Below are 13,752 nucleotides of genomic sequence, written 5' to 3'. Positions count from 1 at the left end.
TGATCGATCAGTGATCATTTCCGCAGGTCAGCTTAGGTATGCCTAAGTGATGCAGCGCACCGGACCGTGATCCGGACGCGGGTTGTCAGGCTCTGAGGAATTACGCAACAATGGCGTTGTGAAAAACGTTGGCGAGGCTCCGCAGGAGGAACTCGCGACCGGGGAGCGGTCTACGCGCAACCGGGTCGCGCGCTCCATCCTGGACCACGGCCCCTCCACGGTGGCCGACCTCGCCGCACGCCTCGGTCTGACCCAGGCCGCCGTCCGCCGGCACCTCGACACCCTCGCCCATGAGAACGTCGTCGAGCCCCGCGAGCAGCGGATCTACGGAGCGCGGACGCGCGGCCGCCCCGCCAAGGTCTTCGCGCTCACCGACTGCGGCCGGGACGCCTTCGACCAGTCGTACGACAAACTGGCCGCCGACGCCCTGCGCTGGATCAGCGAGCGGCACGGCGAAGGAGCGGTCGTCGAATTCGCCCGCGAGCGCATGGCCGCCCAGGCCGTGGCCTACCGCAAGGCGATCGACGCGGCGCCCCCCGAGCAGCGCACGGAGGCTCTCGCGAAGGCGTTGACCGCCGACGGGTACGCTGCTACGGCTCGCAGCGCGCCGGTGGGCGAGCAGCTCTGCCAGCACCACTGCCCGGTCGCCCACGTCGCCGAGCAGTACCCACAACTTTGTGAGGCGGAGACGGAGATCTTCTCCGCCCTCCTGGGGACGCACGTCCAGCGGCTCGCCACCATCGCCCACGGCGACGGCGTCTGCACGACCTTCATCCCCCGCAACGCCCCACAGCCCACACAGACCACTGACAACGCATCCGCAAGCACGGCCGGGAGGAACCCCGCATGACGCTCCCCACGGAGACTGCCCACCCCGAACTCGAGGGTCTGGGCACGTACGAATACGGCTGGGCCGACTCCGACGTGGCCGGGGCCTCCGCCAAGCGCGGCATCAACGAGGACGTCGTCAAGGACATCTCGGCGAAGAAGTCCGAGCCCGAGTGGATGACGAAGCTGCGCCTCAAGGGCCTGCGGCTCTTCGGCAAGAAGCCGATGCCCAACTGGGGCTCGGACCTGTCGGGCATCGACTTCGACAACATCAAGTACTTCGTGCGGTCCACGGAGAAGCAGGCGACGTCCTGGGAGGACCTGCCCGAGGACATCAAGAGCACGTACGACAAGCTCGGCATCCCCGAGGCGGAGAAGCAGCGCCTCGTCGCCGGTGTCGCGGCCCAGTACGAGTCCGAGGTCGTCTACCACCAGATCCGTGAGGACCTGGAGGAGCAGGGCGTCATCTTCATGGACACCGACACGGCGCTGAAGGAGCACCCGGAGCTCTTCAAGGAGTACTTCGGCACGGTCATCCCGGTCGGCGACAACAAGTTCGCGTCGCTGAACACCGCCGTGTGGTCCGGTGGCTCGTTCATCTACGTCCCCAAGGGCGTGCAGGTCGAGATCCCGCTCCAGGCCTACTTCCGTATCAACACGGAGAACATGGGCCAGTTCGAGCGCACGCTGATCATCGTCGACGAGGACGCCTACGTTCACTACGTCGAGGGCTGCACGGCGCCGATCTACAAGTCGGACTCCCTGCACTCCGCGGTCGTCGAGATCATCGTGAAGAAGGGCGGCCGCTGCCGCTACACGACGATCCAGAACTGGTCGAACAACGTCTACAACCTGGTCACCAAGCGCGCCGTGGCGTACGAGGGCGCGACCATGGAGTGGATCGACGGCAACATCGGCTCCAAGGTGACGATGAAGTACCCCGCCGTCTACCTGATGGGCGAGCACGCCAAGGGCGAGACGCTGTCCATCGCCTTCGCGGGCGAGGGCCAGCACCAGGACGCCGGTTCCAAGATGGTCCACATGGCGCCCAACACGTCCTCCAACATCGTCTCGAAGTCCGTGGCGCGTGGCGGTGGCCGCACCTCCTACCGCGGTCTCGTCGAGATCGGCGAGGGCGCGGCCGGATCGAAGTCGAACGTGCTCTGCGACGCACTGCTCGTCGACACGATCTCCCGCTCCGACACGTACCCCTACGTGGACGTCCGCGAGGACGACGTGTCCATGGGCCACGAGGCGACCGTCTCCAAGGTCTCGGACGACCAGCTCTTCTACCTGATGAGCCGCGGTCTGACGGAGTTCGAGGCCATGGCGATGATCGTGCGCGGCTTCGTCGAGCCGATCGCCAAGGAGCTCCCCATGGAGTACGCCCTGGAGCTGAACCGGCTGATCGAGCTGCAGATGGAGGGTTCGGTCGGTTAAGACCGGCCGCGTCCCCCGTAGCGAGCAGATTTCTTACGCAGAGAGAGAGCACGACGACAGCCATGGCTGAGGCTCAGAACATCCCCGTGGGGTCCACGACCGCCGGGTCCATCGCGGTGGCCGCCGAGTCCACCGTCGCCACCCGCATGAGCGCGCCCCCGTCCTTCGACGTGGCCGACTTCCCGGTCCCCCAGGGTCGCGAGGAGGAGTGGCGGTTCACGCCGCTGGAGCGCCTGCGCGGGCTGCACGACGGTACGGCGGTCGCCACCGGCGGCATCCGCGTCGAGGTGACGGCCCCGGCCGGCGTGATCCAGGAGACCGTCGGCCGTGACGACGCGCGCGTCGGCAAGGCGGGCAAGCCCGTCGACCGCGTCGCCGCGCAGGCGTACACGTCCTTCGAGAAGGCCTCGGTCGTGTCCGTGCCCAAGGAGACGGTCCTCACCGAGCCGATCCGGATCGCCGTGCACGGCGAGGGCGGCACCGCCTTCGCGCACCAGGTCATCGAGCTCGGCGCGTTCGCCGAGGCGCTGGTCGTCATCGACCACACCGGTGACGCCGTGCTGGCCGCCAACGTCGACTTCATCGTCGGCGACGGCGCCAAGCTGACCGTCGTCTCGGTCCAGGACTGGGACGAGAAGACCGTCCACGTCGCCCAGCACAACGCGCTGATCGGCCGGGACGCCACCTTCAAGTCGGTCGTCGTGACCTTCGGCGGCGACCTCGTCCGCTTGCACCCCCGCGTCGAGTACGCGGGCCCGGGCGGCGAGGCCGAGCTCATCGGTCTGTACGTCACGGACGCCGGCCAGCACCAGGAGCACCGCCTCCTGGTCGACCACAACCAGCCGCACTGCAAGTCGAACGTCGTCTACAAGGGCGCGCTCCAGGGCGACGACGCCCACGCGGTGTGGATCGGCGACGTCCTCATCGAGGCCGCCGCCGAGGGCACGGACACGTACGAGATGAACCGCAACCTGGTTCTGACCGACGGCGCCCGCGTCGACTCCGTGCCGAACCTCGAGATCGAGACCGGCGAGATCGTCGGCGCCGGACACGCCTCGGCGACCGGCCGCTTCGACGACGAGCAGCTCTTCTACCTGCAGTCGCGCGGTATCCCGGAGGGCGAGGCGCGCCGCCTGGTCGTCCGCGGGTTCTTCGCGGAGCTGATCCAGCAGATCGGCCTGCCCGACGTCGAAGAGCGCCTCCTCACCAAGATCGAAGAGGAGCTGGAGGCATCGGCGGCATGACATACGTACGCGCCTGTGGCCTGAGCGAGCTGGCGGAGGACACCCCGAAGCGGGTGGAACTCGACGGCACGCCGGTCTCGGTCGTCAACACCGAGGGCGAGGTGTTCGCGATCCACGACATCTGCTCGCACGCGAACGTCTCCCTCTCCGAGGGAGAGGTGGAGGACTGTCAGATCGAGTGCTGGCTGCACGGTTCCAGCTTCGACCTGCGCACCGGCAAGCCGTCCGGCCTCCCCGCGACGCGCCCCGTCCCCGTATACCCCGTAAAGATCGAAGGGGACGATGTGCTCGTCTCCGTCACCCAGGAGTCCTGAGGCACATGGCAACGCTTGAAATCCACGACCTGCACGTCACCGTCGAGGTCGAGAACGGCACCAAGGAAATCCTCAAGGGTGTCGATCTCACCGTGAAGCAGGGCGAGACGCACGCCATCATGGGCCCGAACGGCTCCGGCAAGTCGACTCTCGCCTACTCCATCGCGGGTCACCCCAAGTACACGATCACGCAGGGCACCGTCACCCTCGACGGCGAGGACGTCCTGGAGATGTCCGTCGACGAGCGCGCCCGCGCCGGCATGTTCCTGGCCATGCAGTACCCGGTCGAGGTCCCCGGCGTCTCGGTCTCCAACTTCCTGCGTACGTCGGCGACGGCGATCCGCGGCGAGGCCCCCAAGCTGCGCACCTGGGTGAAGGAGGTCAAGTCCGCGATGGAGACGCTCCAGATGGACCCGGCCTTCGCCGAGCGCAACGTGAACGAGGGCTTCTCCGGCGGTGAGAAGAAGCGCCACGAGATCCTCCAGATGGAGCTCCTCAAGCCGAAGATCGCGATCCTCGACGAGACGGACTCCGGCCTGGACGTCGACGCCCTGCGCCAGGTCTCGGACGGCGTCAACCGCGTCCGCGAGACCGGTGAGGTCGGCACCCTGTTGATCACGCACTACACGCGCATCCTGCGCTACATCAAGCCCGACTTCGTGCACGTCTTCGCGAACGGCCGCATCGCCGAGTCCGGCGGCGCCGAGCTCGCCGACAAGCTCGAGGCCGAGGGCTACGAGGCATACACGAAGGGTGGCGTATCCGCGTGACAGTGGCCCACCAGGGGCTCACCGGCCTCCTCGACACCGAGGCGATCCGCAAGGACTTCCCGATCCTGGATCGCACGATCCACGACGGCAAGAAGCTGGTCTACCTGGACAACGCGGCCACGTCGCAGACGCCGCGCCAGGTGCTCGACGTACTCAACGAGTACTACGAGAAGCACAACGCCAACGTCCACCGCGGAGTGCACGTCCTCGCGGAGGAGGCCACGGAGCTCTACGAGGGCGCCCGTGACAAGGTCGCCGCGTTCATCAACGCGCCGAGCCGCGACGAGGTGATCTTCACGAAGAACGCCTCGGAGTCGCTCAACCTCGTGGCCAACATGCTCGGCTGGGCCGACGAGCCCTACCGCGTGGACCACGAGACCGAGATCGTCATCACGGAGATGGAGCACCACTCCAACATCGTGCCGTGGCAGCTGCTCTCGCAGCGCACGGGCGCGAAGCTGAAGTGGTTCGGTCTCACGGACGACGGCCGGCTCGACCTGTCCAACATCAACGAGATCATCACGGAGAAGACGAAGATCGTCTCCTTCGTCCTGGTCTCGAACATCCTGGGCACGGTCAACCCCGTCGAGGCGATCGTCCGCCGTGCGCAGGAGGTCGGTGCGCTCGTCCTCATCGACGCCTCGCAGGCCGCCCCGCACATGGTGCTCGACGTGCAGGCGCTGCAGGCCGACTTCGTGGCCTTCACCGGCCACAAGATGCTGGCCACGACGGGCATCGGCGTGCTGTGGGGACGGCAGGAGCTCCTGGAGGACCTGCCGCCGTTCCTCGGTGGCGGCGAGATGATCGAGACCGTGTCGATGAGCTCGTCGACCTACGCTCCCGCGCCGCACAAGTTCGAGGCGGGCACGCCCCCGGTCTCCCAGGCCGTCGGCCTGGGCGCGGCCGTGGACTACCTCTCCGCGATCGGCATGGACAAGATCGCCGCTCATGAGCACGCGATCACCGAGTACGCGGTCAAGCGCCTCCTGGAGGTCCCCGACCTCCGGATCATCGGTCCGGCCTCGGCCGAGGACCGCGGCGCCGCTATCTCCTTCACGCTCGGCGACATCCACCCGCACGACGTCGGCCAGGTCCTGGACGAGGAAGGCATCGCGGTCCGCGTGGGTCACCACTGCGCCCGCCCCGTCTGCCTCCGTTACGGAATTCCTGCGACGACGCGAGCGTCGTTCTATCTGTACTCCACGCCCGGCGAGATCGACGCGCTGATCGACGGCCTGGAGCACGTACGGAACTTCTTCGGCTGAGGGGCTGGCTGGGAACGTGAAGCTGGATTCGATGTACCAGGAAGTCATCCTGGACCACTACAAGCACCCTCACGGGCGCGGTCTGCGCGACGGCGACGCCGAGGTGCACCACGTCAACCCGACGTGCGGCGACGAGATCACGCTGCGCGTGAAGTACGACGGGTCGACGATCGCCGACGTTTCGTACGAGGGCCAGGGCTGCTCCATCAGCCAGGCCAGCGCATCCGTCCTGAACGACCTGCTGGTCGGCAAGGAGCTCGCGGACGCGCAGAAGATCCAGGCGGTGTTCCTGGAGCTGATGCAGTCCAAGGGCAAGCTGGAGCCGGACGACGCGATGGAGGAGGTCCTGGAGGACGCCGTCGCGTTCGCCGGGGTCTCGAAGTACCCGGCGCGTGTGAAGTGTGCTCTGCTGAGCTGGATGGCGTGGAAGGACGCGACGGCACAGGCACTCGGTACCGACGACGTCGCTGAGAGGAAGACCGCATGAGCGAGAACGAGACCCTGACCAAGCCGGCCTCCGAAGAAGAGGTCCGCGAGGCGCTGTACGACGTGGTCGACCCCGAGCTGGGCATCGACGTCGTCAACCTCGGCCTGATCTACGGCATTCACGTCGACGACGCGAACATCGCCACGATCGACATGACGCTCACGTCGGCGGCCTGCCCGCTGACGGACGTCATCGAGGACCAGGCGAAGTCCGCCACCGACGGCATCGTCAACGAGCTCCGGATCAACTGGGTCTGGATGCCGCCGTGGGGCCCGGACAAGATCACGGACGACGGCCGCGAGCAGCTTCGCGCGCTCGGGTTCAACGTCTGAGGCGACCACTGATTCGGCCCCCCGCGCTCACCGCGCGGGGGGCCGAACTGTTTTCACGGGCTCTGCGGGGCGTACGGCTGAACCGGCGCGGCCTGCGCCAGCGTGTGCGCCAGGCCCTCCTTGCGGATGCGTCGGTCGATGTAGAGCACGGCGGTCACCAGGGGCAGGAACACGCTGGCGGCCAGCTGCGTGATGAGCGTGCCGACCAGGCCGAGCAGGGCGTACAGGCCGACCTGGGAGCTCAGTTGGTCCAGCAGGACCGTGGAGGTGGAGCTGTCCGGGTCCACCGGGGGCGGGTCCGGCATGGCGAACTGCAGGGGGAGACGCACCGCCATGGACGCGACGGCCACGATGACCCCGGCGAGCAGCGAGATGCCGAACGTGCGCCACCAGGCGCCGCGGACCAGGCGTACGGAGCGGCGCAGCGCCTGGAGCGGGCCCGCCGTCTCCAGGGACGCGATCGCCGGGGCGAAGGCGAACAGGACGTACAGCCAGGCCGCGAGCGGGGTCACGACGAGGGTCAGCAGGAAGATCATGCCGAGCGGTACGGCCCACCCGCTCAGGATCATGACGAAGAGGCCCACGACGAGCAGGACGCACGCGCCGAGCGGCAGCAGCAGGATGAAGGACAGGAGCACGGTCACCGCCATCACGGACGGCGTCCGCGACCACGCCCTGCGCCAGACCGCCGCGAACGTCGCGGGGCGGCCGAGCACCGCCTCGTGCAGCGTGGCCGCGCACGAGGCCTGGATGAACGAGTTGACCGCCAGCGTGCTCAGGAGGCCCACCAGCCACAGCGCCCCGAAGGCGACGAGCACCGGCATGCCGTGGTCCCAGGAGAACGCCGAGCCGGGCTCGGACACCGCCCGGACGTGCTCGCGTACGGAGAGGTAGGCGAGGGCGGCGGCCACGGCCATGACGACGGCGAGCGCGCCGTACGCCGCGGCCCCGGTGCCGAACAGCGGCTTCGCGTACCGCCGCATCGTGGCGAACGCGCCGCCCAGGACGTGGTCGACGCCCAGCGGGGCGAGGGGTATGACGCCCGGCTTGGGCGGCGGGGGCGGAGGCGTCCAGCCGCCGTGCCGGCCCCAGCCCTGTGGTCCCCACCCCGATGTGTCCGACATCGCTCTTGTGCTCCCGTGGTGTCTTGCCGTGCGCGGCGCGTGTTCGCTGTGGCCCCCCACAGTGATCGCGTCACCTTAGCCGTTCGGGCGACCGGCGTTATGTACGCCCGTACGCACCGTTGTGTACACTCGTACGCATGGGATACGGACTGCTGGCTGCGGCCATCGCGGCGGAGGTGGCCGGGACGACGGCCATGAAGTACAGCGAGGGGTTCAGCAGGCTCTGGCCCTCGCTGATCACCGTCGCCGGCTATCTGATCGCCTTCACGCTGCTCGCGCAGACCCTGAAGACGCTGTCCGTCGGCACCGCCTACGCGATCTGGGCGGGGGCGGGAACCGCCGCGGTCGCCGCCATCGGGATGCTCTTCATGGGGGAATCCACCGGACTGGTCAAGATCACGGGGATCGCCCTGGTGATCGCGGGCGTCGTCCTGCTCAACCTCGGCGGAGCCCATTGATGGCCCGGCGCTACGACCCCGAGCGGCGTCAGCGGATCATCGACGCCGCGATCCGTGTGGTGGGGGAGAAGGGGATCGGGGGGCTCAGCCACCGGTCCGTCGCCGCGGAGGCCGACGTGCCGCTCGGGTCCACCACCTACCACTTCAAGACACTCGACGAGCTGATGGTGGCCGCCATGCGGCAGGCCAACGAGGGGTTCGCCAAGGCGGTCACCGCGAGCGGCGCGTTCGAGGACGCGCGGGCCGACCTCGCCGGTGAGCTCGCCGGGCTGCTCGGACGGTGGCTCGCGGGAGACCGTACCGAGCTGGAGCTGGAGTACGAGCTCTATCTGGCCGCCCTGCGCAAGCCGGCGCTGCAGCCCGTGGCCGCCGAGTGCGGGGAGGTGCTCGCCGAGGTCCTGCGGCGCCGCACCGACCCCGTCACCGCGCAGGCGCTCGTCGCGCTCGTGGACGGGATCTGTCTGCAGGTGCTGCTCACGGGCGTGCCGTACGACGAGGCGTACGCGCGCGAGGTGTTCAACCGGCTCGTCCCGGCGGATACGGCGTCCACGGCGGTCAAGGCGTCCGTGGCGTCCACGGCGTCCACGGCGTCCACGGCGTCCATGGCGTCCACGGCGGACGGTGTCGCGCCGGAAGCCGGTCGCTGAGAGCCGTCGCCGAGCCCGGTCGCCGAGCCCGGTCACTGAGACCGGTTCGCCCGCGCGGCGCACCGCCGGTTAGGTTTTCCCCATGACCGACACGAACGCTTCCCGCACCACCGGCGCCGTCGCCGCAGGCCTCGCCACCATCACCGCCGACGGCACCGTTCTCGACACCTGGTTCCCCGCGCCCGAGCTCGCCGCCGAAGCGGGCCCCGCAGGCACCGAGCGGCTCACCGCCGAGCGTGCCGTGCAGCTGCTCGGCGAGGGCGCCGCCAAGGCCATCGGCCCGGACGCGCGCCGTGGCGTGGAGATCGTCGCCGTACGTACGGTCATCGCGTCCCTGGACGAGAAGCCGCTGGACACCCACGACGTGTACCTGCGTCTGCACCTGCTCAGCCACCGCCTGGTCAAGCCGCACGGCCAGAACCTGGACGGCCAGTTCGGCCTGCTCGCCAACGTCGCCTGGACCTCGCTCGGTCCGGTCGCCGTCGACGACGTCGAGAAGGTCCGGCTCAACGCCCGCGCCGAGGGCCTGCACCTCGCGGTGACCTCCATCGACAAGTTCCCGCGCATGACGGACTACGTCGCGCCGAAGGGCGTCCGCATCGCCGACGCCGACCGGGTGCGCCTGGGCGCGCACCTCGCCGAGGGCACGACCGTCATGCACGAGGGCTTCGTGAACTTCAACGCGGGCACGCTCGGCACCTCCATGGTCGAGGGCCGCATCTCCGCCGGTGTCGTCGTCGGCGACGGCTCCGACATCGGTGGCGGCGCCTCCACCATGGGCACCCTCTCCGGCGGCGGCAACGTCCGCATCGTCATCGGCGAGCGCTGCCTGATCGGCGCCGAGGCGGGCGTGGGCATCGCGCTCGGCGACGAGTGCGTCGTGGAGGCCGGTCTCTACGTCACCGCAGGGTCCCGCGTGACCATGCCCGACGGGCAGATCGTCAAGGCCCGCGAGCTGTCCGGCGCCTCGAACATCCTCTTCCGCCGCAACTCGGTCAGCGGCGCCGTCGAGGCCCGCCCGAACAACGCGGTGTGGGGCGGCCTGAACGACGTGCTGCACAGCAACAACTGAGCATCGCCGCCCAAGAGAGCGCCTTTCGGTCTTCCGGAGGGCGCTCTTCGCGTGGTGCCGTGCGTAAGCTGCCCTGTCATGCGTGCGGTGCGGATGCCGCACGGGACGGCCGGGGCGAACCGGCACGACTGGGACGACAGGAGAGCGACATGCGCCGAACGGGGATCAGGGCCCTTGCCCTGAGCGGAGTGGCGGTGTTCGGTCTGGTGGCCGGGTGCGGTGAGAGCGCCGGGCAGAGCCAGGACGTCGGCGGCGGTGGCGCGCAGGAAGTGACCCGGACCTCCGTCGGCACCGGCGACCACAGCTATCCGCTGGAGAAGAGCGACATCCACTGGAGCGGCAGCCCGAGCCCGTTCAACGCCCAGGTCAAGCTCACCGACGGGCGGCGCGTGGCGATGCACTACATGAAGGGCAAGGGGCTCCTCGTGCAGGACTACAGCCCCAAGGCCAAGGGCTGGTCCAAGTCGGCCCTCGTGTACAAGACGAAGACCGACGCCTGCCAGGGGATCACGCTCAAGGCCAAGGACGGCACCGTCGCGGCCTTCGGGGACTTCGGCGTGTACTGCGCCGACGGCGAGCCGCCGACCGAGTCGGTCGCCGCGGTCGCCACGGGCCCGCTGACGAAGTGGGCCACGCACCTCACGAAGAACTTCGACGGCTGGGAGAAGATCGCCGTCGCCACCGGTGGCAAGAAGGTCACGTTCAGCCGGGGCAGTGACATGCTCAACTGGACCAAGGCCGGGGGCTTCCCCGCCGCGGGCTGATCTTGACGCGGCGGCTACGCCGACTGCCGCAGTGCCTCGTACGCGGCAAGCAGCCCGTCGGTCGCCTCGCGGCCGGCGGGCCGCAGCGGTGCGCGGACGGGACCGCCGGGCAGACCGAGCGCGCCGAGCAGCGCCTTGGAGGTGACCGTGCCGGGGAGGCCCGCGCCCATCATCAACTCGATGAGCTCCATGGCCTGTTGCTGATGCCGTCGCGCCTCCGCCGTGTCACCGGCGTCGAACGCGTCGAGGATCGAACGGAGTTGGCGCGGTGCCACGTTGGCCACCGTGCTGATGTAGCCGACGCCGCCCACCGCGTACAGGGCGAGGATGAACTCGTCGCATCCCGTGTAGTAGGCCAAGTCGGTCCGGGAAAGGACCTTCTGGGTGCCCATCAGGTCGTACGCGCAGTCCTTCACGGCCACGATCCGCGGATGCTCCGCGAGCCGCAGCATCGTCTCCGGCTCGATGCGGGTCCCGGTGCGCCCCGGGATGTCGTACAGCGCCAGCGGCAGCCCCGACGCGTCGGCGACCTCCAGGAAGTGCGCCTCGACGGCGTCCTGGGGCGGCTTGCTGTAGTAGGGCGTGACCACCAACAGGGCGTCCGCGCCCGCCTTTTCGGCCTGGAGGGCCATCTCCACGGTGTGCCGCGTGGCGAAGCTGCCGACGCCCGCGACGACCGTGGCCCGGTCGCCGACCGCCTCGGCGACGGCGCGTACGAGCGCGGCCTTCTCGCTGTCGGAGGTGGTGGGCGACTCGCCGGTGGTGCCGGAGAGCACGAGACCGTCGCAGCCGTCGGCCACCAGGCGCTCGGCCAGCAGTTGGGCGCCGTCGAGGTCGAGCAGGCCGTCGTCCGTGAAGGGCGTGACCATCGCGCAGAGGGCGCGGCCGAAGGGAGGAGGCGCTGTGGAGGGAGAGGTCATAGGGGCAGTGTCGGTTCAGCGAAGCTGAAGCTCCACTTAATTCTGCTACGAGATATGCGACAGGAATGCTACGAGGTGGCCGCGGGCGGGCCGGGCCCTAGTGCCAACTCGCCCCCGTATGGGCCACCATGGGCCGGACGGTAGTCGACGGACGGCCGCAGGGCCGCCGGCCACAGGAGGCGTCATGAGGCTGGGCAAAGCACTCGCCACCGGGATCGCCGAGGAAGACCCGCAGGAGCGGCTGCGGCCGGAAGATCTCGAGCAGCACGCGGAGCCGCGGCCCGAACCGGCGGTGCCGGCCGAGAAGCCGGCGGTCGAGGTCCCCGCGGTCCGATGAGGCTGCGGCTCCCCGAGGAACGCCCGACGGAGCCGCCGACCGGATACAAGATCGCCCGCCTGGTGCTGTCCCACGACGGCGCCAGGGCCGGGTTCACCGGCGTCTCCCTGGGCGCGGCCCTGCCCTACGGCACGCTGGACGCGGCCCACTGCGTCTACGGCCGACGACACGCGGCCCCGCACCGCCGCTGCGACTGCGGCTTCCACTGCGTCCACGAACGCGCCGACGCGGAGGCGCTCCTGTGCACCGGCGATCACCGTGGGGCCGCGCTGCTCGAGGTGACGGTGCTCGGCGCGTACATCCGCTTCGAGCGGGGCTTCCGGTACGCGCGGCAGCGGGTGCGCGCGGTGACGGTGCGGCCGTGCGGCTGCGGGGCGCGGGCCGCGGTCCTCGCCGACGCGGGGTGGGGCAGGCCGGGGTGGCGGGTGGTCGAGGGGGTGTGCGGGGCCTGCGTGGGCAGGCGTACGTCGCTGCGGCTCGCGGAGTTCGCCCGCCTCGCCGGGGACGGCGTCACGGTCGTGGCGACGGTCGCCGAGTCCCTGCCGGGGGCGCCTTCCGAGGGTATGGGGGTGCCGGAGCTGGTCGCGGAGGCGGCGCTGCTTCAGGCCCGACTCGACGTTTTCCAGGGCGAGTTGGCGCGTCTGGCGAGGGAGGAGAGGGGTTAGCGTGCCGACCTCTGCGGATGCCGGCCAGAGGGCCTGGTCGAACCCGCCGTGGCTGCGCGCGAACCCCAGCGGGCCCATCAGCGCGGCGTAGGAGTGGTGCGCGTCCGTGTGCCGCTGGTGAGCCGGTGAGCTAAATCAGGGCGCAGCCACGCGCGCAACCCCCCCACCCGCACGGCTGCGACGCGGGCGCGCGGGGTCGCGGAGCGCGGGGTGCGGGGCGGGCGTGGGCCGGAGTGGGGCACGTCGGTCACCGTCGCGTTGACGGGTCCTGACTCCGGAGGGAGGCTCTGGCCATGACGACGCATGCGTACGCGCGCTATGTCGCGATCGGCGACAGCCAGACCGAAGGGGTCGGCGACGGCGACGAGGCCCACGGCTACCGCGGCTGGGCCGACCGCCTCGCCGAGATCCTGGCCGAACGGAACCCGGAGTTCGAGTACGCGAACCTCGCGGTGCGCGGCAGGCTGACGGCGCGCATCAAGGCGGAGCAACTCGCCCCGGCCCTGGCGCTGCGGCCGGACCTGGTCACGGTCATGGCGGGCATGAACGACCTGGTGCGCCCCGGCTTCGACGCTGCCCAGGTGGCCCGCGACATCGAGGACATGTTCACCGAGCTGACCGCGGCGGGCGCGCGCGTGGCCACGGTGACGTTCCCGGACCTCGGCCGGATCTCGCCGCTCGCGCGCAGGGCGCTGCCCCGCGTCCTCGACCTGAACGCCCGCATCCGCGCGGCCGCGGACCGCCACGGAGTCGTCGTCCTCGACACCTTCCCGCACCGGGTCACCACGGACCCCCGCCTGTGGAGCGCCGACCGCCTGCACGCGAGCCCCGTGGGTCATGCGCGGATCGCCTCGGGCATGGCGGAAGCACTGGGCATCCCCGGCCACGAGGACTGGGTGCGGCCGCTGCTGCCACCGCCGCCGCCGGTGTCCACGCTGCGGACGATGGCGGCGGAGGCGAAGTGGTTCGCGGGGTTCATGGGCCCGTGGCTGTGGCGACGCGTCAGGGGGCGCTCGTCGGGCGACGGGCGCGAGGCGAAGCGGCCGGACCTCGGTCCGGTGGCCTCTCCCGAACGGGCTTGACCT

16 protein-coding genes and 1 pseudogene are annotated in these 13,752 nt (G+C 70.0%); 15 read left to right on the top strand and 2 right to left on the bottom strand.

Translation table 11 applies throughout. The annotated features are described in order from the left end of the window. Positions 1-118: 118 nt before the first annotated feature. The 8 genes from ACZ6ZP_RS00760 (at position 119) to ACZ6ZP_RS00725 (ending at position 6,680) form a co-directional block, all read left to right on the top strand. Positions 119-850 carry a helix-turn-helix transcriptional regulator gene (locus ACZ6ZP_RS00760; RefSeq protein ID WP_351162016.1) on the top strand — a complete coding sequence of 244 codons (732 nt, stop codon included), beginning with the start codon at positions 119-121 and terminating at the stop codon, positions 848-850. Continuing rightward, a complete protein-coding gene (gene sufB / locus ACZ6ZP_RS00755) occupies positions 847-2,268 on the top strand; it encodes a Fe-S cluster assembly protein SufB (protein ID WP_351162014.1) in 1,422 nt (473 codons plus the stop codon). The genes ACZ6ZP_RS00760 and sufB overlap by 4 nt, the downstream gene beginning before the upstream one ends. Before the next feature lie 62 nt (positions 2,269-2,330). Continuing rightward, a complete protein-coding gene (gene sufD / locus ACZ6ZP_RS00750; RefSeq protein WP_351162012.1) occupies positions 2,331-3,512 on the top strand; it encodes a Fe-S cluster assembly protein SufD in 1,182 nt (393 codons plus the stop codon). Continuing rightward, complete coding sequence (locus tag ACZ6ZP_RS00745; RefSeq protein ID WP_351162010.1) at positions 3,509-3,826, top strand: bifunctional 3-phenylpropionate/cinnamic acid dioxygenase ferredoxin subunit; 318 nt, start codon at positions 3,509-3,511, stop codon at positions 3,824-3,826. Before sufD ends, ACZ6ZP_RS00745 begins: the two co-directional genes overlap by 4 nt. A 5-nt stretch (positions 3,827-3,831) precedes the next feature. After that, complete coding sequence (sufC, locus tag ACZ6ZP_RS00740) at positions 3,832-4,596, top strand: Fe-S cluster assembly ATPase SufC (protein ID WP_351162008.1); 765 nt, start codon at positions 3,832-3,834, stop codon at positions 4,594-4,596. After that, positions 4,593-5,861, top strand: a complete 1,269-nt coding sequence (locus ACZ6ZP_RS00735; protein ID WP_351162006.1) for a cysteine desulfurase — start codon at positions 4,593-4,595, stop codon at positions 5,859-5,861. The genes sufC and ACZ6ZP_RS00735 overlap by 4 nt, the downstream gene beginning before the upstream one ends. 16 nt (positions 5,862-5,877) lie before the next feature. After that, entirely contained in the window at positions 5,878-6,348 is a 471-nt protein-coding gene (sufU, locus tag ACZ6ZP_RS00730) for a Fe-S cluster assembly sulfur transfer protein SufU (protein WP_344527077.1), read from the top strand. Next, positions 6,345-6,680, top strand: coding sequence for a metal-sulfur cluster assembly factor (locus tag ACZ6ZP_RS00725; protein ID WP_160504340.1), 336 nt, complete (start codon positions 6,345-6,347; stop codon positions 6,678-6,680). The genes sufU and ACZ6ZP_RS00725 overlap by 4 nt, the downstream gene beginning before the upstream one ends. 53 nt (positions 6,681-6,733) lie before the next feature. Here ACZ6ZP_RS00725 and ACZ6ZP_RS00720 read toward each other — a convergent pair whose 3' ends face one another. After that, positions 6,734-7,804 (bottom strand): DUF7847 domain-containing protein, encoded by a 1,071-nt coding sequence (locus ACZ6ZP_RS00720; protein WP_469405113.1) that lies wholly within the window; start codon positions 7,802-7,804, stop codon positions 6,734-6,736. Positions 7,805-7,941: 137 nt separating this feature from the next. Between ACZ6ZP_RS00720 and ACZ6ZP_RS00715 the strand changes: the two genes are divergently transcribed. From ACZ6ZP_RS00715 to ACZ6ZP_RS00700, 4 genes and pseudogenes are all read left to right on the top strand, one after another. Beyond that, the gene (locus ACZ6ZP_RS00715; protein WP_454429258.1) at positions 7,942-8,262 is read left to right on the top strand and encodes a DMT family transporter; all 321 of its coding nucleotides are present in this window, start codon (positions 7,942-7,944) and stop codon (positions 8,260-8,262) included. Next, a pseudogene (locus ACZ6ZP_RS00710) lies at positions 8,262-8,795 on the top strand (TetR/AcrR family transcriptional regulator); the annotation flags it as partial. The gene ACZ6ZP_RS00715 and the pseudogene ACZ6ZP_RS00710, both read left to right, overlap by 1 nt. 196 nt (positions 8,796-8,991) lie before the next feature. Further along, complete coding sequence (gene dapD / locus ACZ6ZP_RS00705) at positions 8,992-9,981, top strand: 2,3,4,5-tetrahydropyridine-2,6-dicarboxylate N-succinyltransferase (protein ID WP_351161999.1); 990 nt, start codon at positions 8,992-8,994, stop codon at positions 9,979-9,981. A gap of 149 nt (positions 9,982-10,130) precedes the next feature. Continuing rightward, positions 10,131-10,745 (top strand): hypothetical protein, encoded by a 615-nt coding sequence (locus ACZ6ZP_RS00700; protein ID WP_469405112.1) that lies wholly within the window; start codon positions 10,131-10,133, stop codon positions 10,743-10,745. 14 nt (positions 10,746-10,759) lie between these two features. Here the strand turns inward: ACZ6ZP_RS00700 and dapA are convergent, their stop codons facing one another. Beyond that, positions 10,760-11,665, bottom strand: a complete 906-nt coding sequence (dapA, locus tag ACZ6ZP_RS00695; protein WP_469405111.1) for a 4-hydroxy-tetrahydrodipicolinate synthase — start codon at positions 11,663-11,665, stop codon at positions 10,760-10,762. A gap of 184 nt (positions 11,666-11,849) precedes the next feature. Between dapA and ACZ6ZP_RS00690 the strand changes: the two genes are divergently transcribed. From ACZ6ZP_RS00690 to ACZ6ZP_RS00680, 3 genes are all read left to right on the top strand, one after another. Next, a complete protein-coding gene (locus ACZ6ZP_RS00690) occupies positions 11,850-12,002 on the top strand; it encodes a hypothetical protein (protein WP_351161994.1) in 153 nt (50 codons plus the stop codon). Then, complete coding sequence (locus ACZ6ZP_RS00685) at positions 11,999-12,667, top strand: hypothetical protein (protein ID WP_469405110.1); 669 nt, start codon at positions 11,999-12,001, stop codon at positions 12,665-12,667. The genes ACZ6ZP_RS00690 and ACZ6ZP_RS00685 overlap by 4 nt, the downstream gene beginning before the upstream one ends. A 293-nt stretch (positions 12,668-12,960) precedes the next feature. Further along, the gene (locus ACZ6ZP_RS00680) at positions 12,961-13,749 is read left to right on the top strand and encodes an SGNH/GDSL hydrolase family protein (RefSeq protein WP_469405109.1); all 789 of its coding nucleotides are present in this window, start codon (positions 12,961-12,963) and stop codon (positions 13,747-13,749) included. The last annotated feature ends 3 nt before the right edge of the window (positions 13,750-13,752 follow it).

Source organism: Streptomyces sp. NPDC054047 (assembly GCF_055585065.1).
Note: the sequence above shows the minus strand (reverse complement) of the source record. Positions and strands in the feature narration are given on the sequence as shown.

Excerpts from the sequence above, each read along its gene's own strand:
- sufB (WP_351162014.1), top strand. The coding sequence starts at position 847 with ATGACGCTCCCCACGGAGACTGCCCACCCCGAACTCGAGGGTCTGGGC.
- sufD (WP_351162012.1), top strand. The coding sequence starts at position 2,331 with ATGGCTGAGGCTCAGAACATCCCCGTGGGGTCCACGACCGCCGGGTCC.
- ACZ6ZP_RS00745 (WP_351162010.1), top strand. The coding sequence starts at position 3,509 with ATGACATACGTACGCGCCTGTGGCCTGAGCGAGCTGGCGGAGGACACC.
- sufC (WP_351162008.1), top strand. The coding sequence starts at position 3,832 with ATGGCAACGCTTGAAATCCACGACCTGCACGTCACCGTCGAGGTCGAG.
- ACZ6ZP_RS00725 (WP_160504340.1), top strand. The coding sequence starts at position 6,345 with ATGAGCGAGAACGAGACCCTGACCAAGCCGGCCTCCGAAGAAGAGGTC.
- ACZ6ZP_RS00720 (WP_469405113.1), bottom strand. The coding sequence starts at position 7,804 with ATGTCGGACACATCGGGGTGGGGACCACAGGGCTGGGGCCGGCACGGC.
- ACZ6ZP_RS00715 (WP_454429258.1), top strand. The coding sequence starts at position 7,942 with ATGGGATACGGACTGCTGGCTGCGGCCATCGCGGCGGAGGTGGCCGGG.
- dapD (WP_351161999.1), top strand. The coding sequence starts at position 8,992 with ATGACCGACACGAACGCTTCCCGCACCACCGGCGCCGTCGCCGCAGGC.
- ACZ6ZP_RS00700 (WP_469405112.1), top strand. The coding sequence starts at position 10,131 with ATGCGCCGAACGGGGATCAGGGCCCTTGCCCTGAGCGGAGTGGCGGTG.
- dapA (WP_469405111.1), bottom strand. The coding sequence starts at position 11,665 with ATGACCTCTCCCTCCACAGCGCCTCCTCCCTTCGGCCGCGCCCTCTGC.
- ACZ6ZP_RS00690 (WP_351161994.1), top strand. The coding sequence starts at position 11,850 with ATGAGGCTGGGCAAAGCACTCGCCACCGGGATCGCCGAGGAAGACCCG.
- ACZ6ZP_RS00685 (WP_469405110.1), top strand. The coding sequence starts at position 11,999 with ATGAGGCTGCGGCTCCCCGAGGAACGCCCGACGGAGCCGCCGACCGGA.
- ACZ6ZP_RS00680 (WP_469405109.1), top strand. The coding sequence starts at position 12,961 with ATGACGACGCATGCGTACGCGCGCTATGTCGCGATCGGCGACAGCCAG.